This window comes from Mycobacteroides saopaulense (assembly GCF_001456355.1).
GTDB classification, from domain to species: Bacteria; Actinomycetota; Actinomycetes; order Mycobacteriales; family Mycobacteriaceae; genus Mycobacterium; species Mycobacterium saopaulense.
Map to the genome: position 1 here is coordinate 1,386,287 of NZ_CP010271.1, position 26,988 is coordinate 1,413,274.

At 64.6% G+C, this 26,988-nt stretch carries 23 protein-coding genes, 2 tRNA genes and 1 pseudogene; 8 read left to right on the forward strand and 18 right to left on the reverse strand.

All coding sequences use genetic code 11. The features are described 5' to 3' along the window. Positions 1-2 precede the first annotated feature (2 nt). Genes MYCSP_RS06935 through MYCSP_RS06945 form a run of 3 tightly spaced genes read right to left on the reverse strand, consistent with a single transcriptional unit; the run spans position 3 to position 2,473 of the window. Positions 3-491 carry a DUF1003 domain-containing protein gene (locus tag MYCSP_RS06935; protein ID WP_070911324.1) on the reverse strand — a complete coding sequence of 163 codons (489 nt, stop codon included), beginning with the start codon at positions 489-491 and terminating at the stop codon, positions 3-5. Next, complete coding sequence (locus tag MYCSP_RS06940; RefSeq protein WP_088413458.1) at positions 488-1,777, reverse strand: magnesium transporter MgtE N-terminal domain-containing protein; 1,290 nt, start codon at positions 1,775-1,777, stop codon at positions 488-490. Before MYCSP_RS06940 ends, MYCSP_RS06935 begins: the two co-directional genes overlap by 4 nt. A 60-nt stretch (positions 1,778-1,837) precedes the next feature. Further along, complete coding sequence (locus MYCSP_RS06945) at positions 1,838-2,473, reverse strand: TetR/AcrR family transcriptional regulator (RefSeq protein ID WP_070911322.1); 636 nt, start codon at positions 2,471-2,473, stop codon at positions 1,838-1,840. 87 nt (positions 2,474-2,560) lie between these two features. On the opposite strand from MYCSP_RS06945, the gene MYCSP_RS06950 reads away from it, so the two are divergent. Both MYCSP_RS06950 and MYCSP_RS06955 read left to right on the forward strand, forming a co-directional pair. Beyond that, positions 2,561-3,418: an SDR family oxidoreductase gene (locus MYCSP_RS06950; protein WP_083014005.1), complete on the forward strand. Its 858-nt coding sequence runs from the start codon at positions 2,561-2,563 to the stop codon at positions 3,416-3,418. Continuing rightward, positions 3,415-4,863 carry a flavin-containing monooxygenase gene (locus tag MYCSP_RS06955; RefSeq protein WP_088413459.1) on the forward strand — a complete coding sequence of 483 codons (1,449 nt, stop codon included), beginning with the start codon at positions 3,415-3,417 and terminating at the stop codon, positions 4,861-4,863. Before MYCSP_RS06950 ends, MYCSP_RS06955 begins: the two co-directional genes overlap by 4 nt. A 6-nt stretch (positions 4,864-4,869) precedes the next feature. On the opposite strand, the gene MYCSP_RS06960 is transcribed toward MYCSP_RS06955, so the two are convergent. Beyond that, entirely contained in the window at positions 4,870-5,685 is an 816-nt protein-coding gene (locus MYCSP_RS06960) for an aldo/keto reductase (RefSeq protein ID WP_083013972.1), read from the reverse strand. Positions 5,686-5,806: 121 nt separating this feature from the next. Further along, positions 5,807-5,882: transfer RNA gene (locus MYCSP_RS06965), tRNA-Lys, on the reverse strand. 159 nt (positions 5,883-6,041) lie between these two features. Here MYCSP_RS06965 and MYCSP_RS06970 point away from each other — a divergent pair. Beyond that, positions 6,042-7,262 carry a L,D-transpeptidase gene (locus tag MYCSP_RS06970; RefSeq protein WP_088413460.1) on the forward strand — a complete coding sequence of 407 codons (1,221 nt, stop codon included), beginning with the start codon at positions 6,042-6,044 and terminating at the stop codon, positions 7,260-7,262. An 81-nt stretch (positions 7,263-7,343) separates the two neighbouring features. Here the strand turns inward: MYCSP_RS06970 and MYCSP_RS06975 are convergent, their stop codons facing one another. The 4 genes from MYCSP_RS06975 to orn form a co-directional block, all read right to left on the reverse strand. Beyond that, entirely contained in the window at positions 7,344-8,231 is an 888-nt protein-coding gene (locus tag MYCSP_RS06975) for a DivIVA domain-containing protein (RefSeq protein WP_083013974.1), read from the reverse strand. Positions 8,232-8,730: 499 nt separating this feature from the next. Then, positions 8,731-9,447 (reverse strand): AAA family ATPase, encoded by a 717-nt coding sequence (locus tag MYCSP_RS06980; protein WP_209435429.1) that lies wholly within the window; start codon positions 9,445-9,447, stop codon positions 8,731-8,733. A 218-nt stretch (positions 9,448-9,665) separates the two neighbouring features. Next, positions 9,666-9,741, reverse strand: a tRNA-His gene (locus MYCSP_RS06985). Between the two features lie 47 nt (positions 9,742-9,788). Continuing rightward, the gene (orn, locus tag MYCSP_RS06990) at positions 9,789-10,415 is read right to left on the reverse strand and encodes an oligoribonuclease (protein ID WP_083013976.1); all 627 of its coding nucleotides are present in this window, start codon (positions 10,413-10,415) and stop codon (positions 9,789-9,791) included. Between the two features lie 127 nt (positions 10,416-10,542). Between orn and MYCSP_RS06995 the strand changes: the two are divergent. Next, positions 10,543-11,947 (forward strand): annotated as a pseudogene (locus MYCSP_RS06995) (helicase HerA-like domain-containing protein); the annotation flags it as partial. Between the two features lie 170 nt (positions 11,948-12,117). On the opposite strand, the gene MYCSP_RS07000 reads toward MYCSP_RS06995, so the two are convergent. After that, a complete protein-coding gene (locus MYCSP_RS07000) occupies positions 12,118-13,068 on the reverse strand; it encodes an AurF N-oxygenase family protein (protein WP_088413462.1) in 951 nt (316 codons plus the stop codon). A gap of 128 nt (positions 13,069-13,196) precedes the next feature. Between MYCSP_RS07000 and MYCSP_RS07005 the strand changes: the two genes are divergently transcribed. Then, on the forward strand, positions 13,197-13,856 hold the full coding sequence (locus tag MYCSP_RS07005; protein ID WP_235629550.1) for a TetR/AcrR family transcriptional regulator: 660 nt from the start codon (positions 13,197-13,199) through the stop codon (positions 13,854-13,856). Here the strand turns inward: MYCSP_RS07005 and cmrA are convergent. Further along, entirely contained in the window at positions 13,853-14,656 is an 804-nt protein-coding gene (gene cmrA, locus MYCSP_RS07010; protein ID WP_083013979.1) for a mycolate reductase, read from the reverse strand. The genes MYCSP_RS07005 and cmrA overlap by 4 nt on opposite strands. Positions 14,657-14,766: 110 nt before the next feature. Between cmrA and MYCSP_RS07015 the strand changes: the two genes are divergently transcribed. After that, a complete protein-coding gene (locus MYCSP_RS07015; RefSeq protein WP_162266321.1) occupies positions 14,767-16,086 on the forward strand; it encodes an MFS transporter in 1,320 nt (439 codons plus the stop codon). On the opposite strand, the gene MYCSP_RS07020 is transcribed toward MYCSP_RS07015, so the two are convergent. Beyond that, positions 16,083-16,814, reverse strand: coding sequence for an MmpS family transport accessory protein (locus MYCSP_RS07020; protein WP_088413465.1), 732 nt, complete (start codon positions 16,812-16,814; stop codon positions 16,083-16,085). The genes MYCSP_RS07015 and MYCSP_RS07020 overlap by 4 nt on opposite strands. 136 nt (positions 16,815-16,950) lie before the next feature. On the opposite strand from MYCSP_RS07020, the gene MYCSP_RS07025 reads away from it, so the two are divergent. Beyond that, positions 16,951-18,330, forward strand: a complete 1,380-nt coding sequence (locus tag MYCSP_RS07025; protein ID WP_088413466.1) for a cation:dicarboxylate symporter family transporter — start codon at positions 16,951-16,953, stop codon at positions 18,328-18,330. Positions 18,331-18,334: 4 nt separating this feature from the next. Here the strand turns inward: MYCSP_RS07025 and MYCSP_RS07030 are convergent, their stop codons facing one another. After that, the gene (locus MYCSP_RS07030; RefSeq protein ID WP_088415492.1) at positions 18,335-20,170 is read right to left on the reverse strand and encodes an APC family permease; all 1,836 of its coding nucleotides are present in this window, start codon (positions 20,168-20,170) and stop codon (positions 18,335-18,337) included. A 133-nt stretch (positions 20,171-20,303) separates the two neighbouring features. Between MYCSP_RS07030 and MYCSP_RS07035 the strand changes: the two genes are divergently transcribed. Further along, positions 20,304-20,645: a DUF732 domain-containing protein gene (locus MYCSP_RS07035; RefSeq protein WP_070911488.1), complete on the forward strand. Its 342-nt coding sequence runs from the start codon at positions 20,304-20,306 to the stop codon at positions 20,643-20,645. Positions 20,646-20,667: 22 nt separating this feature from the next. Here the strand turns inward: MYCSP_RS07035 and cysC are convergent, their stop codons facing one another. From cysC to MYCSP_RS07060, 5 genes are all read right to left on the reverse strand, one after another. Beyond that, positions 20,668-22,545, reverse strand: a complete 1,878-nt coding sequence (cysC, locus tag MYCSP_RS07040) for an adenylyl-sulfate kinase (RefSeq protein ID WP_083013982.1) — start codon at positions 22,543-22,545, stop codon at positions 20,668-20,670. After that, the gene (cysD, locus tag MYCSP_RS07045; RefSeq protein ID WP_083013983.1) at positions 22,545-23,462 is read right to left on the reverse strand and encodes a sulfate adenylyltransferase subunit CysD; all 918 of its coding nucleotides are present in this window, start codon (positions 23,460-23,462) and stop codon (positions 22,545-22,547) included. The genes cysC and cysD overlap by 1 nt, the downstream gene beginning before the upstream one ends. Continuing rightward, positions 23,459-24,262 carry a trehalose 2-sulfotransferase gene (stf0, locus tag MYCSP_RS07050; protein WP_070911248.1) on the reverse strand — a complete coding sequence of 268 codons (804 nt, stop codon included), beginning with the start codon at positions 24,260-24,262 and terminating at the stop codon, positions 23,459-23,461. The genes cysD and stf0 overlap by 4 nt, the downstream gene beginning before the upstream one ends. Before the next feature lie 76 nt (positions 24,263-24,338). Then, positions 24,339-25,700 carry a sulfatase family protein gene (locus tag MYCSP_RS07055; RefSeq protein WP_088413467.1) on the reverse strand — a complete coding sequence of 454 codons (1,362 nt, stop codon included), beginning with the start codon at positions 25,698-25,700 and terminating at the stop codon, positions 24,339-24,341. Positions 25,701-25,788: 88 nt separating this feature from the next. Next, positions 25,789-26,988 (reverse strand): AAA family ATPase, encoded by a 1,200-nt coding sequence (locus MYCSP_RS07060; RefSeq protein ID WP_088413468.1) that lies wholly within the window; start codon positions 26,986-26,988, stop codon positions 25,789-25,791.

The window sequence follows — 26,988 nt, forward strand, 5'->3', positions numbered from 1 at the left end:
CGCTACTTCAAGCCCTTTTCGCGGATCTCTTCCAGCGTTTCGTGTAGCTGTTCCAGTTCACGTCGCAGGTAGTCGCGGGTGGCCACCTCGCCGACCGCCAATCGGAGCGCGGCCAGTTCCCGGGCCAGGTATTCGGTGTCGGCCTTGGTCTGCTCGGCGCGCCTGCGGTCCTCTTCCAGCGCGACACGGTCGCGGTTTTCCTGCCGGTTCTGGGCCAACAGGATCAGCGGTGCCGCGTAGGCGGCCTGTGTCGAGAACGCGAGGTTGAGCAGGATGAACGGGTACGGATCCCATTGCAGGCGAATCGCGAAGAGGTTCAGGACAATCCACACGATGACGAACACCGTCTGCATGGCCAGATAGCGTCCGGTGCCGAGGAACCGGGCGATGTTCTCGCTGACTCGTCCGACTGCCTCGACATCGAGACCGAGGGACAGTCCGCGTGAAGTACGGGGCGTATCGAGCCGCTGTCGCGCCGATGCGTCACTCACGAACGGTCACCGCCTGCCACACTCTCGGGTTCGTCGGCGCGCCAGCCGTCGGGCATCAGGTGGTCGAGCACGTCGTCCACGGTGACAGCTCCGAGCAAGTGATCCTCCCTGTCGATCACCGGGCCACATACCAAGTTGTAAGCGGCGAAGTAGCGGGTGACTTCGGCCAGCGGGGCCTCGGCGTCCAGATAGGGCAGGTCGGTGTCGAGAATGCCGCCGACCATCGCATAGGGGGGTTCACGGAGTAGGCGCTGCAGGTGCACACACCCGAGGTAGCGCCCGGTGGGCGTCGCGGTGGGCGGTCGGACCACGAATACCAGCGAGGACAGCGCCGGTGTCAGATCCGGATCACGGACGCGGGCAAGGGCTTCGGCAACCGTGGTGTTGGGACTGAGGATCACCGGCTCCGGTGTCATCATGCCGCCGGCGGTGTTGGGGGAGTGGGTGAGCAGTCGGCGGACGGGCTCGGAATCTTCCGGATCCATCAGCGCCAGCAGCGATTCGGCCTCTGCGGGGGGCAGCTCGCCCAACAGGTCGGCGGCGTCGTCGGGGTCCATGGCCTCCAGCACGTCCGCCGCCCGCTCGTCTTCCAGCTTGGTCAGCACCTCTGCCTGGTCGTCTTCGGGAAGCTCCTGGAGGATGTCTGCCAGTCGCTCGTCGTCGAAGGCGCCCAGCACCTCATCGCGTCGCTTGGGGGGAAGCTCGCGAATGGCATCGGCCACCTCGACCGGCCGCATGCCCTCGAACTGGAGCATCAACTGGGCAACACCCTGTCCGGGGAGATTCAGGGCCGACGGCGTCAAACCGTGGATATGGCTCCAGTGGGTCACCTGCACGCCGGTGCGCCGCCCCAGCCGCCGCGGGCTTCGCACCGCGACGCGGGTGACCACCCAGTCGCGGGTGCGGGTCTGCTCAAGGCCCAGGTCCACCACGGTGAGGTCCACGCCGTGGAACTGTTCGAGCTGGGGATCGTCGGTGCGCACAGTCGTGTCCAGGACCTGACCCAGGACCAAGGCCTCGCTGGGGCGTTGTTCGAAGCGGCGCAGTGAGACGTTTCCGGTGTTGAGTGTCACCGATCCGGGCTCGATGGCGGTGACGCGCAGCATGGGCACGAAGATCCTTCGGCGCGTGAGCATTTCGACGACAAGCCCGATGACTCGCGGCTGTTTTCGGGTCACGCCAATGGCGATCACGACATCGCGTACCCGTCCGATCGATTCGCCGTCCGGGCCGAGAACCACCAGGCCTGAGAGCCTGGCTGCGAACACTTTGCTCACTGCGGCCATGACAGCAAGATTAGGGGGTGGGGACCTGACCGCTGTCCTCCGGTGTCGCGAGCTGGGTGGTTAGGGGCCGATCCCGCCGTACATGAGCGCGATGACCGCGTCCGAGAATCGTTCGGTGTCCTGTACTTCGCCGCCCCGCGAGGCGTGCAGTCCGTTGGCCAGGATCATCCCGGTCACCGCGCGAGCGGTGTACTCGGTGTCGAGATCGGCACGTAGATAACCTTTTTCGACTCCGTGCCGCAGATAGGCTTCCGTCAGGTGATCGCTGGTGGAGAGCATGGCGAATACGCGTTCGCGCAGCTCGCTGTCGACCGAGCCCGCCTCCAGCAGAAGCAGCGGCAACTGCGGGTTGTCCCGGAACAGGTGGGCAAGCGCGGCGCCGATCCGGACCGACTGCTGGCGGTACTGCTCTATGTCGTCGGCAAGGCCTGCGGCGTTCTCGGCACTGATCGCCTCAAAGATCTGTCCGGTGACGTCATCGATGACATGCTCGATGATGTCCCGCTTGCTCTTGAAGTACCGGTAGAAGGTCCCATGGCCGATCCCGATCCGTCCGGCGATGTCCGCGACACCCGTGGCGTGGTAGCCCTGCTCGGCGAAGCACGCGAACGCCGCATCCAAAATCTCCTGCCGCATCTCGAGCTTCTTGCGCTCGGCGCGACTGAGCGTGGGAGAACCAGCCGGGCTTGTCGACATAAGCGGCGATCCTACCGACCTTGACATGACTCAAGAATGACATATCATTCCGAAACTGACACGCCATTCCGTTCACTGGAGGTTGATGTGAGTCGCTATCCGAAGATCGAGCTTGCCGGCGCGGTGGTCGTCATCACCGGCGGAGCCAGGGGTATTGGGGCCGCGACCGCGCGCCTCTTCGCCGAGCGGGGCGCCGAAGTATGGATTGGCGATGTGGACGACGTGGTCGCCAAAGAAACCGCGGACGGCATCCGTAATGCACAGTCCGGTGTCCTCGATGTCACCAAACCCGAGTCCTGGGCCGCGTTTCTCGACCGGGTACGTGCCGAATCCGGCCCGGTGGACATCCTGATCAACAATGCCGGCGTCATGCCGCTGGGCGGATTCGTCGAAGAAAACGAGCGCACCACGGACCTGATCCTCGATGTGAACGTGCGCGGGCCGCTCAACGGTGCGCGCGCCGCGTTGCCGGAGATGGTGGCCCGCGGTCGTGGACACGTCGTCAACGTGGCGTCGATGGCAGGCAAGTTGGCCGTCCCCGGCATGGTCACCTACAACGCCTCCAAGTTCGGTGCCGTGGGGTTGTCGGTGGCGCTGCGCAAGGAGTACGGGAACACCGGCGTCAGCGTCAGCTGTGTGCTGCCCAGCGCGGTCCGGACCGAGCTGGCTTCGGGTGCGCCACTGGGCAAGGGCATGCCGACGGTCGATCCCGAGGACGTGGCCGAGGCCATCGTGCGCAGCGTGCAGACCCGCCGTGCGCAGATCTCGGTGCCGGGCTGGCTCGCGTTCGGGTGGGGTCTGGTGGATCTGTTTGTGCCCGAACCAGTCGAGCGACTCGCCCGCCGACTCATCGACGACCGTCGTGCGCTGACATCGCTCGACCTGAACGCGCGCGGTGCCTATATCGAGCGCATCGAGCGTCAGAGCAAGGAGCATCAGAAGTGAGCGATCAGCGTGACCCCAGGATCGTCGTCATCGGCGCGGGTATGGCCGGAATCGCTGTGGGACACAAGCTCAAAGAGGCCGGCTTCGACGATTTTACGATTCTGGAGAAGGGTGAGGACGTCGGCGGCGTCTGGTACTGGAACCGCTACCCGGGGCTGACCTGCGATGTGCCCTCGCAGGCCTATCAGTATCCGTTCGCGCCCCGGACGGACTGGCCGCGGCTTTTCGCCACCGGCAGTGAGATTCAGGCGTATCACCGCAAGGCTGCCGAGGATCTGGGCGTGATGCCGCATATTCGGTGCGGACAGGAAGTGACGGCAGCCGAGTTCACCGGAACCGGCTGGCGGGTGACGACCGGGGTAGGGGAGAGCCTGGAGTGTGATTTTCTGATCGCCGCCACCGGGGTGCTGCACCATCCGAACATCCCCGACATCCCCGGACTGGACAGCTTCCAGGGGAAGGTCGTGCACACCGCGCGGTGGGACGATTCGATCACCCTGGAAGGCAAGCGCGTCGCCGCCATCGGAACCGGTTCCACTGGCGTACAGATTGTTTCGGCCATGCAGCCCGTCGTCGAGCAGGTGACGTCGTTCATCCGGACTCCGCAGTGGGTGCTGTGGGCGCCGATGGCGATGCGGCAGCCGAAGTTCGTCACGAAGCTGTTAGAGGCGTTGCCGACCCAACGTATCGTGCGGTTCAGTGCGCTGACAGGCACCGACGCTCTGGTGAACATCGTGACCAGGCCCGGCTGGGGGCGGCGGCTCGTGCAGCAGTACGCCCGCGCGTGCCTGCACTTGATCCGCGACAAGGAATTGCGTCGGAAGCTCACCCCGGATTACCAGCCGCTGTGTAAGAGGCAGGTGCTGTCCGGGTCGTTCCACCGCGCCGTCCAGAAGCCGAACGTCGAGATCGTCACCGACCGCATCGACAGGATCACACCCACCGGAATCGTCACCGTCGACGGCATCGAGCGCGACTTCGACGTGATCGTGCTGGCCACCGGATTCCAGGCGCACAACTACATGCGTCCGATGAATCTGGTTGGCAAGGACGGATATTCGATTGACGAGGCATGGGACAAGGGGCCCAAGGCCTACCGCATGACCGCGATCCCCGGCTTCCCGAACTTCTTCACCGTGCTCGGCCCCAACTCGCCGACCGGGTCGATCTGGCTGCAGCACACGGCCGAGCGCACCGCCGAGTACATCATCAGCTGGCTTCATCGCTTCGCCCGCGGCGAGATCACCACGGTCGAAGTGAGCCGCGAGGCCACCGATGAGTTCAATGACCAAGCGCGCGAAGCGATGAAGCCGACTGTGTGGGCTACTGGCTGTAACTCCTGGTACCTCACCGAGGACGGGTCGGTCGATCTGTGGCCCTTCGATCGAAAGACCATGGAGCGCATGCTCGCATCACCCGAGGAGAGCCACTACATCGTGCAGTGATGCGCGCTAACGCAGGTTGAACGTCGCCGGATCCGGGCCGATGCGGCCGTCGGTCGCATCGAGCGCGGTGATCCGATCCACCTCGTCGGCGCTGAGCTCGAAGCCGAACACGTCGAAGTTGGCCGCGATGCGTGCCGGTGTCACCGACTTGGGGATGACGACGTTGCCCAGCTGCAGATGCCAGCGCAGGATCACCTGTGCGGTGCTCACCTGGTGTGCTTCGGCGATGGCGCCGAGCGTCGGATCCTGCAGAATCGTGCCCTGGCCCAGCGGCGACCACGCCTCGGTGGCAATGCCGTACTCGGCGTGGAAGGCGCGCAGCTCGGGCTGGGTGAACCGGGGATGCAGCTCGATCTGGTTGAGAGCGGGCACTTCTCCGGTCTCGTCGATCAGCCGCTTGAGGTTGTCGACGGTGAAGTTGCTGACCCCGATGGCCTTGGCGCGGCCGTCGGCCTGGATCCGCTGCAAGGCCTTGAAGCTGGCCACATATTCGTCGAGCTCCGGGACCGGCCAGTGGATGAGGTACAGGTCCACATAATCGGTGCCCAGCCGCGCTAGGGAGGCGTCGAAGGCGCGCAGCGCGTTGTCGTAGCCCTGGTCGGAATTCCACAGCTTGGTGGTCAGGAAGATCTCGCCGCGAGGGACGCCAGACTCTGCGATGGCCGCGCCGGTGCCTACCTCGTTGTCGTAGATCTTGGCGGTGTCGATGCTGCGATATCCGACCTCGAGCGCGGTCGAGACGGCGGCACGCGCCTCGTCGTCGGGCACCTGCCAGACGCCGTAGCCGAGCTGGGGAATCGCGGTACCGGAGTTAAGGGTCACTGGGGGAACCACATGGGGAACTGTCACGGTCAACCCAACACGAGGAGCCCCCGAGTATTCCCGGGGTTCTCGACCAAAATGAAACGCCCCGCTCCCAGGACTGGGATACGAGGCGTTTCTGTGGTGCGCCGTCAGGGGCTCGAACCCCGGACCCGCTGATTAAGAGTCAGCTGCTCTACCAACTGAGCTAACGGCGCGTGAACGTGCGTGGAAGACCTTAGCAGCCTCGGCGCCCGTAACGAAAATTGAAATCCCCGCGATAGCCCGGTCGCGGTTATTGAGGTCGTCGTGGGCCCTCGTGAACCCGTACAATCATCGCTGAGCTTGCATGCATCAAGATTCAAAGGGAGCAAAGAATGACCCAGGGTCGTCCACGCCTGCGAAGTGGCGCGCGTCGGCGGTGGGTAACCGCGCTGGTTCTTCCTTTCGTAGCACTGACCGTGCTGGCCGGATGCACGAGCACCGCGCCCAAGGAGCCGCCGAAAGTCATTGACAAGGCAACGCCTTACGCCGATCTGTTGGTGCCCAAGCTGGCGATGTCGGTTAAGGATGGCGCGGTCGGCGTGCCGGTCGATGCGCCTGTGACGGTGACCGCGGGTGAAGGTGTGCTCGGAACCGTCACCATGGTCAACTCCGATGGCAAAGACATTGCCGGTGAAATCGGCCCGGACGGTGTGACCTGGTCCACCACCGAACCGCTCGGTTACGACAAGCAGTACACGATCACCGCTGATGCCCGGGGTCTTGGCGGTGTGGCGCGCGCCAACGCGACGTTCCGCACCCATTCGCCGGACAACATGACGATGCCGTACGTGGTGCCGGGCGACGGCGAGGTGGTCGGCGTCGGTCAGACCGTGGCGATTCGGTTCGACGAGAACATCCCCAACCGGGCCGCGGCCGAGAAAGCCATCAAGATCACCACCAACCCGCCTGTCGAGGGTGCCTTCTACTGGTTGAATAACCGCGAAGTGCGTTGGCGCCCTGAGGCATTCTGGGAGCCGGGCACCTCGATCGACGTGAAGGTCAACACCTACGGTGTGGACTTGGGCAATGGTGTGTTCGGACAGGACAACGCGGCCTCGCGTTTCTCCATCGGCGACGCGATCATCAGCCGGGTGGACGACAACAACAAGGTCGTCAACGTCGAGCGCAACGGCGAGATCATCAAGACCATGCCCACCTCGATGGGTAAAGACAAGGCCCCCACCAACAACGGCACCTACATCATCGGCGAGCGGTTCAAGGATCTGATCATGGACTCCTCGACCTACGGCGTCGCGGTCAACTCACCCGACGGGTATCGCACCAAGGTGCAGTACGCCACTCAGATGTCGTACAGCGGCATCTATGTGCACGCCGCACCGTGGTCCGTCGGCGCGCAGGGCCGCACCAACACCAGCCACGGCTGCCTCAACGTCAGCACGGCGAACGCGAAGTGGTTCTACGAGAACACCAAGCGCGGCGACGTGGTGATCGTCTCCAACACCGTCGGGCCGGTGCTACCCGGCACCGAAGGGCTGGGCGATTGGAACATCCCGTGGTCGCAGTGGAAGGCCGGAAACACCAGGCAGCAGTAGGCATCAACTGGCGAGCAGACGTAAAAGCCCCCGCGCGCTCGGCGTGTCGGGGGCTTTTACGTCTGCTCGCGGGGCCTGAGATCAGCCCTCGATGACCTTCTGGTCGATCACACGCTTGGACGGCACCATGATGATCGACTTGGAGTTGTCGCGATCGCGGTAGGCCGACTCCAGGATCGACGGGATGCTCTCCAGCTTGCCGTGCACGCTCATCAATTGCTCCAGGATCGAGATGCGCTGCTGGCCAACCTCTTCCACCGACCGGCGGGCCTGATCCAAGCGGCGCTCGATCTGCTCGTCGGCCAGGCGCAGACGGCGGTCGGCCTCATCCTTGGCATCGGCGAGCCGCTTCTCGCACTCGGCCTGGGTACCGCGCCGCTGCTCGTCGACGGCCGCCTGGGTCTCGGTGCGTAGCTTGGTCAGCTCTTCGTCCAACTCGGTCTCGGCCTTCTCGCGCCGCTTGGTCTCGGCGGCTCGCAGGCGCTCAGACTCGCTGACCGCCTGGGCCACAATCTGATTGGCTTCCTCGCGGGCACGCGCCATGACCTCGGTGTATTCGGTCTCCAGTGCGCTCTGCCGTGCCGCCATGTCGGCCAGCATTTCCTTGTGTTTGGTGCGCATGGCCTCGGCATCGGACTTGGCCGAGGCGACCAGGGCCGCGGACTCGGTGCGCGCCTCGTTCTGCATCTCGGAGACTTCGTCGACCGCGATGCGCAGCATCTTGGCCATGCGGTCGGTCATCGCGTGCGCGGAGGGGGAGGTGTCACTGAGTGTGGACACCTCGTCCTTGAGCGAGGCGATCTGCTTGGTGGCGTCCTCGAGGCGGCTCTTGAGCGTCTCGACATCGTTGAGCCCGGACTGGTGCATGATCGTCAGCCGGCTGATGTACTCGTTGACCTCGATCGGGTCGTACCCGTTGCGGGTCCGAGTGAAGTTCCGAGTGGACTCATTGGTGGTGGTCGCGGTCACTGGTACCCCTTGGAAACAGGTATGGAAGTAGCGGATGGGCGTTAGCCCGCGAAGAGTATGACACGCGTTACCAGTTCTCGTATACAGCTGTTGGTAAAGACTGGATCATGGCGTAACCAGATTGTTCACATCTGACACACCTGGTCATAGTGTCTATTTCCGTAAGTCTTGCCGCCAATGATCGGTGGCAGCATGCCTGCTGTGGGTTCGCCCCTGAGATGATCAACTATCAAAACTATTTGCTAGAAATTTTGGGGAGGAATCACTGCGGAAGTGCATGACGTGTGGCACATGATTTGCCATGGAGGCAATTATGGACGTACTGCCCATGGGCGGGTTTCCTGAATTTGATCTTGATTGCGCCAGGTCAGGTAGCGCTGGTGCGGACTACCCGGTCGCGGTATGGGGTACCTGGCTGGTGGCGGCGGTTCGTGCGGCGGCGGTGGCACGGATCAGGAGGCAGAACGGAACGAACGGCTGATACGTCAAGGTTGCGCCGTCACAGCGGCTCGTCGGAAAGCAGAATTCGCAGCATCGGCTCCGGGTTCACGAGGAACTCTCGTGTGATCCGGTAGTGCTCTGTGTCGCGATAGTCAACGGGATTGATTCCTTCTTCGGAGCAGGCGTAGATGAGTGAATCTGGGTAGGCCATGAGGATCGGCGAATGAGTGGCGATGACGAATTGTGAACCTTTGCAAACTAATTCGTGCATTCGTGCTAACGCGGCCATTTGGCGCGCAGGCGAGAGCGCCGCTTCGGGCTCGTCGAGCACGTAAAGGCCGTCATTGGAAAATCGGTTGGTCATCAGCGCCAGAAAGGCTTCGCCGTGGGACTGCTCGTGTAGCGATCGGCCGCCGTAGTACGACATGATCTGCCCGCTCGGTCCTCCGTCCAGGCGCTCGATCTCGGTGGCGACGTTGAAGAAACTTTCCGCACGCAGGAAGTACCCCGTTCGTGGTTTCCGTACTCCGCGAGCGATCCGAAGGTAATCGTGGAGTCCGGAATGGGAGGCTCGGGTCGAGAACGTGAAGTTTCGGCCGCCGCCCTCGGCGTTAAAGCCGAGTGCCATAGCGATGGCTTCGAGCAAAGTGGACTTGCCGGACCCGTTCTCTCCCACGAAAAAGGTGATCCGTGGATGTAACTCGACGGTCTCCATGGACCGAATCAGCGGTAACGAAAACGGGTAGGTCTCGAAATTCGGTACGTCGTCACGCATCAGGGTCACGCGGTTGAGGAACTGAGGGGAATCCAAGTACTACCTCCAGAACAGGGCCAGTGTTGTCGACGGCGCTTTCCGCTGAGCGCCAGCGAAGCACACGACGGGCTATACGGCTACTGATGTGCCGTCCCGAGGCTAGTCGCGGCCGTTTGAGGAGGATTGGTCCACGAGTAAACGAAAACCCCGCCTACCGGAGTAGACGGGGATTTCCGTGGTGGGGTGGCTGACGGGACTCGAACCCGCGACAGCCAGGATCACAACCTGGTGCTCTACCAACTGAACTACAGCCACCATTGCCGCGCGAAGCGGCGTCACAGATCTTAACCGGTGAGGGCGCCTTAGGCCGAATCGGTATCCGGCGCGTTATCGAGGGCCGCCACGATCGCGACAAGGTCACTGGTAGAGGGCCCGGGGTCGGGGACGAAGGCCGCGCGACGGTAGTAGCGCAGCTCGCGGATCGATTCCTTGATGTCGGCCAGGGCGCGGTGGGCCAGGCCCTTGTCGGGCTGGCCGAAGTAGATCCGGGGGTACCAGCGACGGCACAGCTCCTTGATGGAGCTGACGTCGATCATCCGGTAGTGCAGGAAGCCGTCCAGCTCCGGCATATCGCGCGCGATGAAGCCCCGGTCGGTGGCGATCGAGTTTCCGGCCAGGGGAGCGGTCTTGGCCGAGGGCACGTGCTGGCGGATGTAGTCCAGCACCAGGGCCTCGGCCTCTTGGATGGTGACCACCGACTTGCGGACTTCGTTGGTGAGCCCGGATTTGGCATGCATGTCTGCGACCACCGGCGGCATCGCCGCCAGAGCGGCGTCATCGGCATGAATGACGAGGTCTATGCCCTCGCCGAGGATGTTGAGGTCGCCGTCGGTGACAAGGGCGGCGATCTCGATCAGCTTGTCGGAGCCGAGGTCGAGCCCGGTCATCTCGCAGTCGATCCAGACCAGTTCATCGCGTGGAGCACTCACAGTCTGACCACATTAGCGGTACGTGCGATCCGCGAGTGTGACGTCAACGCGGAATTTCGCGAGCAATTCATCGCCGACCCCACCGTCGGCGATGACGGGGACGGTTCGGGGCATTAGGGTCGTGGCCATGGCCGAGCAGACCACCGCGGGAGCCACGCCCGCACAGCAGATCGCCGCCGGATACGCCACCACAGGTCAAGCACTTGAACTGGGGTCGGTCGTGGTCGACGGCACCGTCGACCCGGCGGCGCGTATCCGCATTCCGTTGGCGACCCTCAACCGGCACGGCCTCATCGCCGGCGCGACCGGTACCGGCAAGACCAAGACCCTTCAGGTGATCGCCGAGCAGCTCAGCGCCGCAGGAGTGCCTGTGGTCATGGCCGACGTCAAGGGCGACCTGTCCGGCATCTCCAAGCCCGGCGAGGCCAACGACAAGACCGCCGCCCGCGCCAAGGACACCGGCGACGACTGGGCGCCGACGGGCTTCCCGGCCGAGTTTGTCTCCCTCGGAACCACCGGAATCGGTGTGCCCATTCGTGCCACCATCCACAGCTTCGGGCCGATTTTGTTGTCAAAGGTGCTGGGGCTCAACGCGACCCAGGAATCCACGCTGGGGCTGATCTTCCACTGGGCAGACCAACAGCAGCTACCACTGCAGGATCTGAAGGATTTGCGCGCGGTCATCACGCACCTGACCAGCGATGAGGGCAAGGCGGACCTGAAGAACCTCGGTGGCGTGTCGGCGGCGACGGCGGGCGTGATCCTGCGAGCGCTGATCAACCTGGAGGCCGACGGCGGCGACACGTTCTTCGGCGAACCCGAAATCGATCCGAACGATCTGATGCGTACTTCCGGAGACAAGGGCATCATCACGCTTGTCGAGCTAGGGGCGCAGGCTGCGCGGCCGGTTCTGTTCTCCACTTTCTTGATGTGGATTCTGTCCAACCTGTTCACGAAGCTGCCCGAGGTCGGCGACGTTGACAAGCCGAAGCTCGTGTTCATCTTCGACGAGGCGCACCTGCTGTTCGCCGACGCGTCGAAGGCGTTCCTGGAGCAGGTGGAGCAGACCGTCAAGCTCATCCGGTCCAAGGGTGTCGGCGTGTTCTTCTGCACCCAGCTGCCCACCGACGTGCCCAACAACGTGCTCTCGCAGTTGGGTGCGCGTATTCAGCACGCGCTGCGTGCGTTCACGCCCGAGGACCAGCAGGCCCTTGCCAAGACCGTCAAGACCTATCCCAAGACGGATGTGTACGACATGGGCACGGCGCTGACCTCGCTGGGCATCGGCGAGGCGATCGTCACGGTGCTCTCCGAGAGGGGCGCGCCGACGCCGGTGGCATGGACCCGGATGCGTGCGCCGCGTTCGCTGATGGCCGCCATCGGTGACGACGCCATCAAGGCGGCGGCCGCGTCCAGCCCCCTGCAATCCAAGTACGGCCAAACGGTCGATTCGCGATCCGCCTTCGAGGTCCTCGCCGAGAAGGCAGCCCAGGCGGCCCAGGACGCCCCCGTCGAGCAGGCTCCCGCGAAGAAGAACGGCAAGCCTGTACCTGAGAAGCCCAGCTGGTGGCGGCGCCTGCTCAGCAACAGGAGCTTTCAGAGCTTCCTCAGTGCGCTGGGCAAGCAGCTCATCCGCAATATGGGTAAGAAGTAGGGGCTGCCGAGCAGTTCGTTGTCTCTGCGCCGAGACCTAGCCCGAGACTCAGGCGTCTGCCGTCCGTTTCGACTGTGGCACAAAGCCTTCGGGCAACATCCGGGAGCGCCGCCAGAGAAACTGCACCAGGCGGCCTTCGAGCATGTTGGCCTCGTTCATGACGCGGACCAGGCGTTCGCCGAAGAACCGCAGATTCGCGTGATAGTGCGGGTTGCGCAGTGCCGTCCACGCCGAGCGTAGGGGCGGAAGCCCGGCGTCGCGATACACCGCGGGTTGCACCATGACCAGCGGGATCACCGATGCTCCTGCGGCGACGATCAATCGCTCCACGGCCATTCGGGCCCGACCGGTCTTGGCGACGGCACGGTTCAGTGCCGTCCGTGCGTAGCTGATATGCCGGGCTTCCTCCACCACGTGGATTTTCGCAATCGCGCGGGTGCGTGGCTGCAAGGTCTCGTCGTTCATGGTCTGGCGCTGCAGCCGGTCCAGTATCTCCTCGACCATCAGCATCATCGAGAAGATCGTCGCGGAAAGCGGTGCCAGCGCGGTCACGCCCACCAGGGCCCGGGCGATCATCGGCGGGTCATAACTGCGATCGCTCAATGTGTTGATCTGGCGGCCGAACATCACCGAGTGGCGGCACTCGTCGGCGACCTCGGTCAGCGCGTATTGCGCTGTGGCGCTTCGTGGATCGCTGATCGAGGCCAGCTTGAGCATTGGATGCATCAGGGCGCTCTCGGCGAGGATGCCCCAGCTGGCCAGGGCGGATGCCTCGAGTCGTCCCAGTCGGATCTTCTCGTCCTCGGTCATTCGGTCGAAGATCTTGGTGCCGTAGAGCGAGATGTATTTGTCGGGCACATAACGCAGGCCCGGGACGTCGGGCGCATCCCAGTCGACGTCCACGTCTGGGCTATAGGAACGCTCGACCGATGACCGCAGCAGTCGCACGGCCGTGCGCTCGATCGGCGAGTCGTCTTCGTCGATAGGCGTTTGCGACATGACATGCCTCCCGCTGCTCAGTCCGTCATTTCAGTAGGTAGTACCGAAAAGTACCGGGTACTTCGCGTATCGTCAATGGCATGGCGAATGGTGGTGATGCGCGGCGCGAACGATGGGCACAGCACAAGGTGCGGGTGCGCCGCAGATTCGTTGCCGCCGCCATCGTCGCGATCGAGAGGAACGGCCCGTCGGCCACGGTGGAGGACGTCGTCCGCGCGGCCAACTCCGCTAAACCCAAGCTGTATCGGCATTTTGAAGACCGCGATGATCTGTTCGGCGCGGTGGCGCAGGCCATGGTGGCCGCGATCCGGCGGCAGCTGACCGGCGCCGTCGACATCGGTATTCCGCCGAGAAAGTCCGCGCAGCGGGCCGCATCTCGCTTCATCGAGCTGGTGCAGCGGTACCCGCAGTCGACCCGATTCCTTTTCGAGCATCAGATGGTGAGCATGCGAGGCAAGCCTGCCCCGGCGCTGCGTCCACGTGGGGCCATCGCCGAGCTCGCGGCGGCCATCTCGTCGTTCCTGGAGCGGGTGAACGTGCATCCGGCCGGCGCCGACCAACTGGCGGCCGCCTTGATCGGTGCCGCGGCGACGACGGCGATATGGCAACTGGCGCAGGACGCGCCGCCCGACGATGCTGTCGCTCAGCGCCTTGCCGAGACTCTGAGGGCCTCGGTCGATGCCTTCCTGCGATGCAAGGGCGTCATCATCGACCCGGACCAAGCCCTCGATCCGGGAAAGGTCGAGACCGCGCGTGCCGCGCTCCTGGACCTGCGGGGTCAGGGTTAGTCGCCGAGCTTCTTGTAGAAGCTCCCCACGATCGGAGCGACGATGGCACGCGGGGCGTAACCCGCAGCCACCGACATCGCCTTGGACGTGATGCCGGGAACAACGCGCATCTTGTTGCGCTCCAACGCATCCAGGGAGACGCGTGCCGTGTACTCCCCGTTGATCCACAGGAAGTCCGGAACCACCTTGTCGACGATCGATGCCTCGGCGGGGTCGGGTTCGACGGTGCGCACCGGCCCGGGGGCCAACAGGGTGACGTGCACGCCGGTGCCCTTGAGTTCGCCGCGCAGCGACTCCGAGAAAGTGTTCGCGAAGGCCTTGGTCGCCGCGTAGGTCGCGTTGTTGGGAATCGGGGAGTTACCGGCCGCCGATCCGGAGATCAAGATGCCGCCGGCGCCGCGCTCAAGCATGCCGGGCAGCACGGCCAGCGTAAGGTCATGTACCGCAACAGCGTTGAGCTGCACCTGCTTGCGTTCGCCCTCGGGGTCCAGGCCGCGGATGGGCCCGAACGTCGCCGTCCCGGCGTTGTTGCACAGGATGGAGATATTGCGCTCGGAGAGTTCCTTGCACAGCACATCGCGGGCGACCGGATCGGCTAGATCCACCGCGCGTACCTCGACGATCACGCCCGTCTTCTCGGTCAGGGTGTTGGCGAGGTCGCTGAGAATCTCACCGCGGCGGGCGGTGATGATGAGGCTGTGTCCGCGGGCGGCAAGCTCTTCGGCAAGCGCCGCGCCGATGCCCTGGGAGGCTCCGGTGACAACGGCGCGGGCATCGGGACTTGGTGCGGGTATCGGCATGGGGCAATCGTAAAGGTTGCCATTGGCGCCCCAGGCTACGCTGGTCGGTAATGAGCATGCCTGGGGTCGAGAACCCGGTGGGGCGTCAAGACCCAGGGACCGGCCGACAATTGCAGACCCACACTTCACGTGGCCGGATAGCTGCCTGGGCGGCGTTCGACTGGGGGTCGGCGGCCTTCAACACCGTCATCGTGATGTTCATCTTCACGCCGTACCTGACGGGTCGGGTCGGTGCGGGCATGCCCGACGGGGTGCCGCAGGGCCTTCTCGGCTGGATGATGGGTCTGGGCGGTGTCCTTGTCTTCCTGCTTGCGCCGGTCATCGGGGTGTGGGCCGACACCCCGCAGCGGCGCCGCGTCGCGCTGGGCACACTCACCACCTTGGTGGTGGTGGTCGCCACGACGATGAGCCTGGTGCGCGAGGACAATCGCTACCTCTGGTTGGGTCTCGGGTTGTATTGCGCGGGTTCGGTATTCAACGAGCTGGCCCAGGTCCCCTACAACGCGATGCTGCACGGGCTCACCACGCCGGCCAATGCCTCGCGGGTGTCCGGCCTCGGCTTGGCCGCCGCGTACATCGGGGGCGTCGTGGTCCTGCTGGTGTGCTACCTGGGCTTCATCTCGGGAGACGGGCCGACCCGCGGTCTCTTCCACATACCGGCCGGCGACGGCTACGACGTGCGCGTGTCCGCGCTGCTGGCGGCGGCATGGTTCGCGGTGTTCGCGTTGCCGCTGGTGCTCAGCCGACCGCTGGCCGATCCGGGCGCTCCGCCGCCCAGCTCGCCCGGGCTGCTGGGGGTGTATCGGGAGTTGTGGCGCGACTTGGTCGAGCAATGGCATATGGATCGGCGCATCATCTACTTCCTCATGGCGAGTGCGATCTTCCGCGACGGGATGGTCGCGATGTTCGCGCTGACGCCGGTCATCGCCAACGGCGTATTCCATCTGTCCGGCGCGGACATCACCTTGTTCGGCGTGGCCGGGAACGTCATGGCAGCGCTCGGCGCGGTGGTGGGCGGACTGATCGACACCCGGCTGGGCTCCAAGGGGATCATCGTCGGTTCATTGACGGCGATCGTCACCCTCGGCGTCGTAATGATGTTCCTGACGGGCCAGCCCGCGTTCTGGGTCTGTGGGCTCGCCATCGCGGCGTTCGTCGGGCCTCCGCAGTCGGCGGCCCGCACGCTGGTGCTGCGGATGGCTCCGGCCGGTCGGGAGGCATTCGTCTTCGGCCTCTACACCATGACCGGCCGGGCAGTATCTTTCGTCGGTCCGTGGCTGTTCGCCACGTTCGCGCTGCTCTTTCATGCCACCCGTGCGGGTATCGCCGGCCCGGTGCTGATGATCGGATTGGGACTGGTGGCCGTCATGCTGGTCAAGGTTCCCCGATACCACCCCGTCACCGGCGAAACCGTCAGCGGCGCAAGCTAGCTCAGGGTGCTGCAGGTCGCCATCTTTCCTGACGTCGTGCTCTTCTGTGTTCCGTTGACAACCAGCGAGCACGACACATCGTGCGAGAAGTCGGCGGCGATCACCACGGCGTTCGTCACCTGCTCGGTGTTCAACTTGACCTCTTTGCGCCACGGCAGCTTGACATTGAACTCCATTTGCAGGGAGCCGCTGGCGTCGAAGTAGGTGATGTTGAGGGCCGGGCCGTGGCCGCCCACCTCGTAGACCACGGTCTCCGTCGCGGCCTGGCTTCCCTGAGTTGGGGGATTGACCGGGATCGGCGGAATGGTGAAGCTCGGTATCGGTGGGATGGTCGGCCGACTGGGCACGGTGGTCGTCGAGGTTCGCGTCGAGGGAGTGGCGACAACGGTTGGGGGCCTGTCGTCTTGCCGTTGAATCAGCACGAACAGCGTGATGATCAGCGCGACGATCACCACCAGCGCGCCGATCCCGACAACCCACAGCCAGAAGGTGTTCGATCGGCGCGGGGGCTCGGGATCCTTGGGCGGTGGGCCATACGAGCCGTACTGCTGCGGAAGCACCGCCGTTTGGTTGGGCTGGGCGGTGCCCCCGAGCGCGGGGTACTCGAACGCCTGTGATGCGTAGGCAGGGTCTTCGGGGTAGTCCAACGGTTGGCTGGACTGCGACCACGACCCGTATGACGTGGAGCCGCTCGAGGCGGCCGCATCGTCGCGGCGGTTGCTGTCCATGGCCGTCAGGGTACCCGCCAAGCTATCAATGCAGGTGAAAGCCCGTCAGCCGTGTTTTCGGCGGATCGTCACCGGGAGGTAGGACAATGGCGGGGTCGCGCTGTGATCCCGGTCACGGTACGGCACGATAGGGGCCATGACAGTGACCGAATCGACGGCTTCCAAGAGCACCCCACCCAAGAAACACAAGGACCGCACCCATTGGCTCTATATCGCGGTCATCGTCGCGGTGGTGCTGGGCGTCGCGGTCGGCCTGCTGTGGCCGGGATTCGGGAAATCGGTGGGCGTGCTCGGTGAGATCTTCGTGAGCCTCATCAAGATGATGATCAGTCCGGTCATCTTCTGCACGATCGTGTTGGGCATCGGCTCGGTGCGCAAGGCCGCCAGCGTGGGTCGTGTCGGCGGGTTGGCGTTCGTCTACTTCCTGGCGATGTCCACGGTCGCGCTGGCGATCGGGCTGGTGGTCGGCAACCTGCTCGCGCCCGGCACCGGCTTGCACCTGTCCACCGCGAATCAGGGCGCGGGGGCCAAGTACGCCGACCAGGCCCACGCTGCCGGCGGCACCTGGCACTTCATCAAATCGATTGTGCCGGAGACCATGTTCTCGGCACTGACCTCCGGCAGCGTGCTGCAGACGCTGTTCATCGCACTACTGGTCGGCTTCGCGGTACAGGCGCTCGGATCCACCGGGGAATCGATCGTGCGCGGTATCGGGATGCTTCAGAAGCTGGTCTTCAAGGTCCTCATCATGGTGCTGTGGCTGGCGCCTATCGGCGCCTTCGGTGCCATCGCCAATGTGGTCGGCCAAACCGGCTGGAACGCCGTCAAGGAACTGGGCGCACTGATGCTCGGCTTCTACACCACGTGCGTGATCTTCATCTTCGGTGTGCTGGGCGCGCTGCTGTGGGCAGTGGCCCGGGTATCGATCTTCAAGCTGGTGCGCTACCTGGCACGCGAATACCTGCTCATCGTCTCGACCTCGTCCTCCGAATCGGCGCTGCCGCGGCTGATCGCCAAGATGACTCACCTCGGCGTGGAGAAGTCGACGGTGGGAATCGTTGTCCCGACCGGATACTCGTTCAACCTGGATGGGACGGCGATCTATCTGACGATGGCTTCGCTGTTCGTCGCCGACGCGATGGGCAAGCCGCTGTCGATCGGCGAGCAGGTCTCACTGCTGGCGTTCATGATCATCGCCTCCAAAGGTGCGGCCGGGGTGACCGGGGCCGGAATGGCAACGCTGGCGGGTGGATTGCAAAGCCATCGGCCCGATCTGGTCGACGGAGTGGGCATGATCGTCGGCATCGACCGGTTCATGTCCGAGGCGCGGGCGTTGACCAATTTCTCCGGGAACGCGGTGGCCACGCTGCTCATCGGAACCTGGACCAAGACGACGGACCGCGACCGGATCAAGTCCGTGCTCTCGGGGGCGGAGCCGTTCGACGAGACGACCATGCTCGACGATCACGTGGGTGATGTCGAGGCTGAGAAGGCACCCGTGCAGGCGGCCGGATGAGACGTCAGCCCATCCGGTAGGGATAGTTGGCGACGATCGCATCGGTGCGGTCGATGAGGTTGGCCGTCAGCACGATCCCGGTTTGGTTGTGCAGGACCTGATGCCAGCGACGCTTGGTCTTGATCTCGGTGATGAGCACTGTCACCTGACGGCCGTCGCATTGTCGCTTCTTGACGTATTCCACCAGCGGAGTCACCAGGGACCGATGCGCGGTAGGAAGCACGACCAGTTCCAGGCCCGGATTCCATTGCGCCCAACGCTTGGTCATCGCGTTGGCCTTCTGATCGGTGCGGCTGATGGTGACCGGAACCACCTCGCCGCCCAGATGCAGCGCAGCCTCCAAGAGGTGCACCGTTCGCTTGTTGATGTCGTCGATGGGCACGATCACCAGCGGTGTCTGGTCCGGGGGGGTCGGCGTCAGAGCAGGCAATTCATCCAGCGCCAGTTCGCGTTTGACGCCCTGATAGTAGGACTCGGTGCGTCCGAACAGGAGGATGAGCAGCGGGATCACGATGACGAGCAGCCAAGCGCCCTCGGAGAACTTGCTGACGAAGAACACCACCATCGCGAGGGCCGACAGCGTGGCCCCGAAGCCGTTCAACGCGGCCTTCCAATGCCAGCCGGGGGTACGCGCGCCGAACCAGTGCTTGACCAAGCCGACTTGGCTGATGGTGAAGCCGATGAACACGCCGATCGCGAACAGCGGCAGCAGCCGGTGGGTGTCTGCGTCGCTGGCGATGAGGATCAGGGCCGCGAAGATCGCGAGGGCTGCGACACCGTAGCGATACACCGGCTTTTCCGCCCGCAGTCCGAACAGGTGCGGCATCCGGTCGTCCTTGGCGAGCAGGCTCATCAACACCGGCAATCCGCCGAAACTGGTGTTGGCGGCGAATCCGAGAATCAGCGCCACGGTGACATTGGTGATGTAGAACGGCAGCCCCGTGCCGAATGCCGCGGCGGACAGCTGCGCCAGGATGGTGACGTCACCGCGAGGTACTACATGGTGGGCCTTGATGAGAATGCTGAGTCCGATCAGCATGGCGCCCAACAGGATTCCCAGGGCGACCTCGGTGTGCTGGGCTCGTTTGATAGCGGGAGTCTTGAAGGCCGGGACGCCGTTGGCGATGGCTTCCACGCCCGTCAGGGATGAGCATCCGGCCGCGAATGCCTTGAGGACCAAGATGATTCCGAGTGCGCTCACCGGCTCGACGGGGCCGAGATCCTTCCCGATGACGGCTACCGGGGTGGCGTGTGCGAGCCCGAACACGATGACCGCCAGGATGCACACGATGAACAGAAGCGTCGGCAGCATGAGGACCTTCGCCGACTCGCTGATGCCGATCAGGTTCAGGATCGTCAGTATCGCCAAGCCGATCAGCGTGACCGGCAGCAGGTGCGGGGCGAGAGCGGGAAAGGCGCTCGCCAGGCTCGCTGCTCCGGCGGCCAGGCTCACCGCGACGGTCAGTACGTAATCGACCACCAGACTCGCGGCGGCCAGCAGGCTCGCCCCGCGCCCGAGGTCCTTCTTCGCCACGGCGTACGAGCCGCCGCCTTCAGGGTGGACCGCGATCACCTGGCGATAGGAGAACACGAGCACGATGAGCAGCACCGTGATCCCAATGGCCACCGGCAGGGTGAAGGTGATGGCTCCGACGCCGCCGGCGATCAGGGCCAGCACGATGGCCTCGGGGCCGTAGGCGACTGAGGACAACGCGTCGAGGGACAACGCGGCCAGCCCGCCGACAGAGGTCAGCTTGTGCGCGTCGTCCTTCAGGACGCGGCGCAGGCGGGGGTCCGCGACGCGCTGCGGTGCGGGATGAAGAGAAGGGGCAGGAACCACCGAGGGAGAGTAGGCCACGCGGTGGTGCTTTTCGTGGTTCTTTATGCGATCCTGAGGCCACGGCAGTGGTGTCAATCACGATGACATCCGCGAACCTATGTCCGATGAGGTCAACGGATGTAGACTCACTGGCATGAAGGGACTCAGTCTTACTGCGATGATCGCGATGGGTGCGGGTGCTGCGGCGATCGCCATGGCCTCTCCGGCGCACGCCGATGACGTCAGCTTCAACGAGACGTTGCACTCCTACGGGATCTACGCGCCACCGGACAAGACTGCTTACCTGGGCAAGATCGCCTGTCACCGGTTGGACACCGGCCTGGACAAGGATGCCTACCAGTCCACCGAGTTCCTGGCCAAGAACCTGGACCGGAAGAGCACCACCGAGCAGAAGTGGCAGTTCCTGGGCGCTTCGATCGACGAGTACTGCCCCGAGCAGCGGCCCGTTCTGGAGCGCGCGGCTAACCGTACCTAGGCCGGTTCGTTCTTAACCGCGCTCAGCGAGCGCGGTTAAGAACCTCGATCACCTGAGCAACCAACCCGTCGATATCGGCACCGGTCGTGTCGAGAACCAGTTCGGGATTTTCCGGGGCCTCGTAGGGCGCCTCCACACCTGTCAGACCCTTCAATTCACCCGCACGCGCCCGTGCATACAGTCCCTTGGGGTCTCTCTTCTCGCATTCGGCCAGCGGTGTGGAGATATAGACCTCGATAAACGGCAGCTTGGCCGCGGCGTTGATGCTGCGCGCGGTCTCCCGGTCGGAGCGCAGCGGCGACACCAACGATGCCAGCGCCACCACGCCGGCGTCGGCGAACAGCCGCGTCAGGTGCGACACCCTGCGGATGTTCTCGGCGCGGTCGCCCGGCGAGAACCCGAGGTCATCGGAGAGCCCGTGGCGCAGGTTGTCGCCGTCGAGCAGGTAGGCAACCTGCCCGGATTCCACCAGCGCGCGTTCCACTGCCACCGCGATGGTCGACTTGCCCGATGCCGGTAGCCCCGTGAACCAGATGATGGCACCGCGCTGCGCCGTGCTGTCCCAACGGTATTCACGGTCAAGCGCCGACGGGTGCCAACGGATGTCGGTGCGCGAGTGCGTTTCGGGTTTGACCTCGCGTGCCTCGATGATGGTGCCGGCGCCGACGGTGTCATTGGACGCCTCGTCGATCAGGATGAAGGCGCCGCTGTCTCTGCTGTCGGCATACGAATCGGCCACCACCACCGAGCTGGTACGCAGGGTGACCGCACCGATGTCGTTGAGCGCCAACTCAACCGGACCGTCCAGCTCGTCGAGAGTCTCCGGATCCAGCCGCGTGTGCAGGGCCTGGACGGTGGCGCGCACCGTCCGGGTGCCCTGCTTGAGGGCGAGCCGGTCGCCGGCGCGCAGCGGGCCGTTGGTGAACCAGCAGACCGTGGCATCCAGCTCGCGGGCCAGCACCGGTAGCACCGCATCCTCGGCTCCGCTCACCAGCACGTCGCCGCGGCCCACGTCGATGTCGTCGGCCAGTTCGATCGAGACCGACAGCGGAGCCACACCGGTGGAACGGCTTTCGTCCAGGGTGTCGACCACCGTGACGGTGGAGCGCGTCCCCGACGGCAGGTTCACCACCGAATCTCCGACGCTGAGTGTGCCTGCTGCCAGGCGGCCAGTATACCGGCGACGCTGGTCGGCGGTGGGGCGCGAGACCCACTGCACGGGCAGGCGCAGTTTGGCGGCTTCCGGCTGTGGAGGTGAAAGCTCGACGTTTTCAAGGTATTCGAGCAGGGTGGGGCCGGAGTACCACGATGTGTTCTGCGAGCGGTGCACCACGTTGTCGCCGTGCTTGGCCGCGATCGGAATGACCGTGATGTCCACCTTGCCCAGCCGGTCGGCGAGCAGATGCAGCTCGCGATCCACCTCCGCGAACCGTTCCGCGTCGAAGTCGACTAGGTCGATCTTGTTCACCGCGGCCACAAAGTGCTTGATGCCCAACAGCTTTGCGATGCGGGCGTGGCGGCGGGTCTGACGCAGCACCCCGGCCCGGGCGTCGACCAGCAGGATCGCGACATGGGCGTTGGAGGCACCGGTGAACATGTTGCGGGTGTAGCGCTCGTGGCCGGGGGTGTCGGCCAGGATGTAGCTGCGGCTCTCGGTGGAGAAGAAGCGGTACGCGACATCGATTGTGATGCCCTGTTCGCGTTCGGCGCGCAGGCCATCGGACAGCGCGGCGAGATCGGCGTTTCCCTCGTCGTCGGTAACGGCTTCCAGATGATCGACCGGCAGGCTGTCGGTGTCATGCAGCAGCCGCCCGATGAGCGTGCTCTTGCCGTCGTCCACCGAGCCGGCGGTGGCGATGCGCAGAAGTTGGCGGGTGTCCACCGCGGTCTGGGTGCTCATCAGAAGTAGCCCTCTCGTTTCCGGTCTTCCATGGCGGCCACGGATGTGCGGTCATCGGCGCGGGTCTCGCCGCGCTCGGAGACGGTGGCCACGGAGATCTCCGCGATCACGCCCTCGATCTCGGTGGCTTGCGAGCGCACGGCGCCGGTGATGGTCATGTCGCCGACGGTGCGGTAGCGCACCCATTCGGTGGCCGCTGTCTCGTCGGCCGTCGGGATGGCGTACTCGGAGGTGGCCAGCAAGATGCCGTCACGCTCGAACACCTCGCGTTGGTGCGCGTAGTAGATCGAGGGCAGCTCAAGGTTTTCCAGCTGGATGTAGCGCCAGATGTCCAGCTCGGTCCAGTTGCTCAGCGGAAACACGCGGACCTGTTCGCCCTTGCGGATGCGGCCGTTGTACAGCGACCACGGTTCGGGCCGCTGGGCGCGAGGATCCCACTGCCCGAACTCGTCGCGGAAGCTCAGAATGCGCTCCTTGGCCCGGGCACGTTCCTCGTCGCGTCGCGCGCCACCGAATGCCGCGTCGAAACCGCCGGCTTCCAACGCGTCCAGAAGGGTGCGAGTCTGTTGGCGGTTGCGTGAGGCGCCCGGGCCCGGATCGGCGACCCGTCCGGCGTCGATGGTGTCCTGCACCGAGGCGACGATCAGTTTGTGGCCAAGCCCGGTGGTGCGGCGGTCGCGGAATTCGATGACCTCGGGGAAGTTGTGCCCGGTGTCGACGTGCAGCACCGGGAAGGGCAGTGGTGCGGGCCGGAAGGCCTTCTCGGCCAACCGCAGTAGCACGATCGAGTCCTTGCCGGCCGAGAACAGCAGTACCGGGCGTTGCAGTTCGGCGGCCACTTCGCGGATGATGTGCACCGCCTCGGCCTCCAACAGCCGAAGTTCGTTGACCTGTAGTGGATTTTCTATCGTCGTCATAGCGGCAGTCCCTCCTTTTCTGCGTCGGCCCGGTATCGGTCCACCCAGTCGTCGGACCGCTGATCTGCCTGGCGCTCCAGCACCGGCGGCGGCGCCAATCGGGGATCTTGTCCCAGCGCCTCCAGCACGGTGCCCACCACCTGAGTCAGGTTGCGCCACAGGAATGGGTACGAGATGTCGATGGGTTGGATGTTCTCCTCGGCGAACCAGCGGCGCCACCCCGCCTCCTGCGCCTGCAGCATGGTGATGACGTGGGCGATCGCCCCGGCGTGGTACTCGGCGCGTGCGTCGCGGACCGGATCGGGACGGCCACGCCACACCCGGGTCTGCACCGCGCGCCAGAACGAAACCGCCTGGGACACAACGTCCGGTCGGTACACGTGCACCAGCACCGGGTCGCTGCCGACGACGTCGCGTATCGCGGCGAGTAGACCCTCGCCGGAGCGGTCGGGCAGACCCTGCGCGCGGTTCAGCAGCAGCGGGGTCTGGTTCCACATCAGCTTGCCGCCCCAGATTCCGTTCGGGGTGCGCCCCACAGTACGGATGTAATCGCGCCAGATGGTGGCGGGCGCCAGGTCGGGCTTGCCCGCGTCCAGCGGATCCAGCAGGCGCAGGATCGACTCGTCCTGGACGTCGGCGAACCATTCCCGCGGCTGCGGGGACTGGCTCGTGGTGGGCAGGTACTGGAAGAACTCCTGTGGTTCGCCCGCTACACCGGTCGCGCGCAGGGATTCCACCAGGAGGGTGCTGCCACTGCGCTGCGAGGCGAGCACCAGATATGCGGTGGGGTGGTCGGGCATGCGCAGTAGCCTAACCGCAATTGTTTTGTATTCGACTAATTGGGTTCGCCATGAATTGCAATCACCGCGAACATAACTATTGTTCGATTCCGCGTTCGTTGGCGATCGCGGATCGGTTGGCTCCGGGTCTGCCGTGGACGCGCAGGAATGTCTCGGTGTATCGCTCGGAAATACGTGTGCCCGCGAAATCTGAGGGGATCACGTCGAAGGTCTGCTCCCGCCAGTGGTTGAGGCGCAGTGCCAGGTCGTTGGCGATGGTTTCCGACTCCTCGTTGGCAACCGTTCCCAGCAGGTTATGAGCTTCTTCAGGGTCGTCCACAAGGTTGTAGAGCTCGCGATGGGGCCGGGGTCCGGTGATGTGCGTGGCAACGGCCCGGCCCGGGGGGCTGTCGGCAATGTCCCAGGGCAGGTCCAGAACCGGCCGGGGCGCGTAATTCTCTATATAGCTGTAATTCTTCGTGCGAATAGCGCGAATAGGATCAAAGGAATCATGATAGGTCTTCGTGGTGAATACCTCGGAACGCACTTCTTTTAGTTCGCCCGACGGCTTCACGATATTGCCGGCGTGGGAAACTCCCTGAACTTCCTCGGGAATTTCTACACCGAGTATTTCCAAAAGCGTGGGCAGCAGATCGACGCCGCTGAAGAGCTCGTCGTACCGCAGCGATTCGGTGCCGCGGCCACGCGGTGGACGCACGATCAAAGCGATTCCGGTACCGGCGTCGTACAGGGTGGACTTGGCCCGTGGCAATGCCGGGCCGTGATCGGTCATGAAGACCACCCAGGTGTTTTGGTCCAGGCCCGTCTCGGCCAACACCTCCAAGAGCTCACCGACCTTGGCGTCGGCCACGGAGATGGAGCCGTAGAACTCGGCGAGGTCATCGCGGACCTCAGGGGTGTCGGGCAGGTAATCGGGGACGTTTACCGTCTCGGCGTCTGACGGTTCATAGCGCTCCCTCGGAAAGGGGCGATGCGTCTCGAAGAATCCGGCGGTGAGCAGAAACGGCGACTGCGGGGAATTGCGCAACCAGCGGGTCGCATGTTCCACCACATATTCGCAATAGGAGTTCGATACGTCGTACTCGTCGAATCCCAGCGTCGCGGGGTACGCGGTTTCGTGTTGCATTCCGAACAAGGCTGTGTGCCAGCCCGATCCGGACAGAATGTGGGGGAGGGTGCGCACTCCGGCGCGGTACTCCCAGCCGTGGTGGGCAAGGCCGATCAGGCCATTGCTCTGCGGGTACCGGCCCGTGAACAGGGAACCGCGCGACGGTGAGCACAATGGTGCGGTGGCATGCGCGCGGGTGAACAGGATGCCGTCGGCGGCCAGCTGGTCCAGGTGCGGGCTGCACACGTCGGGATGCCCATAGGCACCTAGATAGCGACCGAGGTCGTGCCAATGGACGATCAGAACGTTGTCCCGTGACGCTTCGGTCACTGTGCTCCCTTCCGTGGTTCGACGGTCCAGCCAACAGTGTGCCTTGCGTTTCTGGCAACCGTTCCGCTCAGGGCGAGCACCTAACTCTTCAGCGCGACACCCAATGCCATGAAGGAGCCCTGAGAGGGTCGAGCCCAACGATCTGCGTCTCGCCCCAGTCCTTGACGAGTTCGAGTCTGATCGCCGGTCCGGCCTCGTCGAATCGGTCGTTCTCGCCTGCAAGGATGTCGCGCAACGGACGTGCGGCAAGGTGGTCGACAAGAGCACTCGCATGGGTGATCACCACCACCTGGGTCTTCGCGGCCGCTGCGCGGATGAGCGTGGCGAGTGGAGCGATGAGGTCGGGGTGCAGCGATGTTTCCGGCTCGTTGAGCACCATCAGCGGCGGCGGTTCAGGGCTCAGCAGGGCCGCGGCCCACAGCAGGAAGCGCAACGTGCCATCGGACAGCTCTGCCGCGCGCAGCGGGCGCAGCATCCCATTCTGCTGCAGCTGCAGATCGAAGATCCCCCCGCGGACGGCGACTGACACCGAGGCGCCGTCGAACGCAGCGGCGACGGCACTGTCCAAGGTATCGCTGCGGGTCTCGATGATCGTCTGGATGGCGGCTGCCACGTCGCTGCCGTCATTGGAGAGCACCGTTGTGCGCGTGCCGATCTGAGGTTGACGAGCCGGCGCCTGCATGTCCACGCGGAACCCGTCGTAGAACCTCCAGCCACGTAGCGTGTCCCGCACCGCACCCAATTCGGGGAACCTGCCAGGGAATTCGGAGAGTACGCTGCGGTATGTCGGTAGCGAGCGGTTGAAGTCCTCGAACCCGCGACCTGAATCCGAACGAGCTTCCGCGACGGGGCGGATTCTGCGGACCAGGGTCGAGCTGGGGCGAACCGATGGTCCGGTGAACACGATCTCGCGCTTGATCTCCGGGTCTCGGCCAAACGCGGAATCGCCGGGAATCGGCAGGCCGAGGTCTACCAGGTAGCCAAAATCTGTTGACGCATAACCCAGCTCGATAGAGAGGGGCCGTGTGCGGACCGTGGGCTCAACGGTACCGGTGCGTCGCGCGCCCTTGAGGTTCTCCGGCCCGGCCCACATCGCCGATTGCAGTCCGCCCTGGCGGGCCAGCGACCCGATGACCTCACCACGGCCGCAGTCGGCCAGTAGCTGCAGTGCCCGGTAAAGCGACGACTTTCCGGTCCCGTTAGCGCCGGTGACGACCGTGAGTTGGGTAAGCGGCAGCACAAGATCGCGCAGCGACCGGTATCCCCGAACGGCGACAGTGGTGAGCAC

Excerpts from the sequence above, each read along its gene's own strand:
- MYCSP_RS06940 (WP_088413458.1), bottom strand. The coding sequence starts at position 1,777 with ATGGCCGCAGTGAGCAAAGTGTTCGCAGCCAGGCTCTCAGGCCTGGTG.
- MYCSP_RS06945 (WP_070911322.1), bottom strand. The coding sequence starts at position 2,473 with ATGTCGACAAGCCCGGCTGGTTCTCCCACGCTCAGTCGCGCCGAGCGC.
- MYCSP_RS06970 (WP_088413460.1), top strand. The coding sequence starts at position 6,042 with ATGACCCAGGGTCGTCCACGCCTGCGAAGTGGCGCGCGTCGGCGGTGG.
- MYCSP_RS06980 (WP_209435429.1), bottom strand. The coding sequence starts at position 9,447 with ATGCGTGACGACGTACCGAATTTCGAGACCTACCCGTTTTCGTTACCG.
- MYCSP_RS07000 (WP_088413462.1), bottom strand. The coding sequence starts at position 13,068 with ATGTCGCAAACGCCTATCGACGAAGACGACTCGCCGATCGAGCGCACG.
- cmrA (WP_083013979.1), bottom strand. The coding sequence starts at position 14,656 with ATGCCGATACCCGCACCAAGTCCCGATGCCCGCGCCGTTGTCACCGGA.
- MYCSP_RS07020 (WP_088413465.1), bottom strand. The coding sequence starts at position 16,814 with ATGGACAGCAACCGCCGCGACGATGCGGCCGCCTCGAGCGGCTCCACG.
- MYCSP_RS07025 (WP_088413466.1), top strand. The coding sequence starts at position 16,951 with ATGACAGTGACCGAATCGACGGCTTCCAAGAGCACCCCACCCAAGAAA.
- MYCSP_RS07035 (WP_070911488.1), top strand. The coding sequence starts at position 20,304 with ATGAAGGGACTCAGTCTTACTGCGATGATCGCGATGGGTGCGGGTGCT.
- cysC (WP_083013982.1), bottom strand. The coding sequence starts at position 22,545 with ATGAGCACCCAGACCGCGGTGGACACCCGCCAACTTCTGCGCATCGCC.
- cysD (WP_083013983.1), bottom strand. The coding sequence starts at position 23,462 with ATGACGACGATAGAAAATCCACTACAGGTCAACGAACTTCGGCTGTTG.
- stf0 (WP_070911248.1), bottom strand. The coding sequence starts at position 24,262 with ATGCCCGACCACCCCACCGCATATCTGGTGCTCGCCTCGCAGCGCAGT.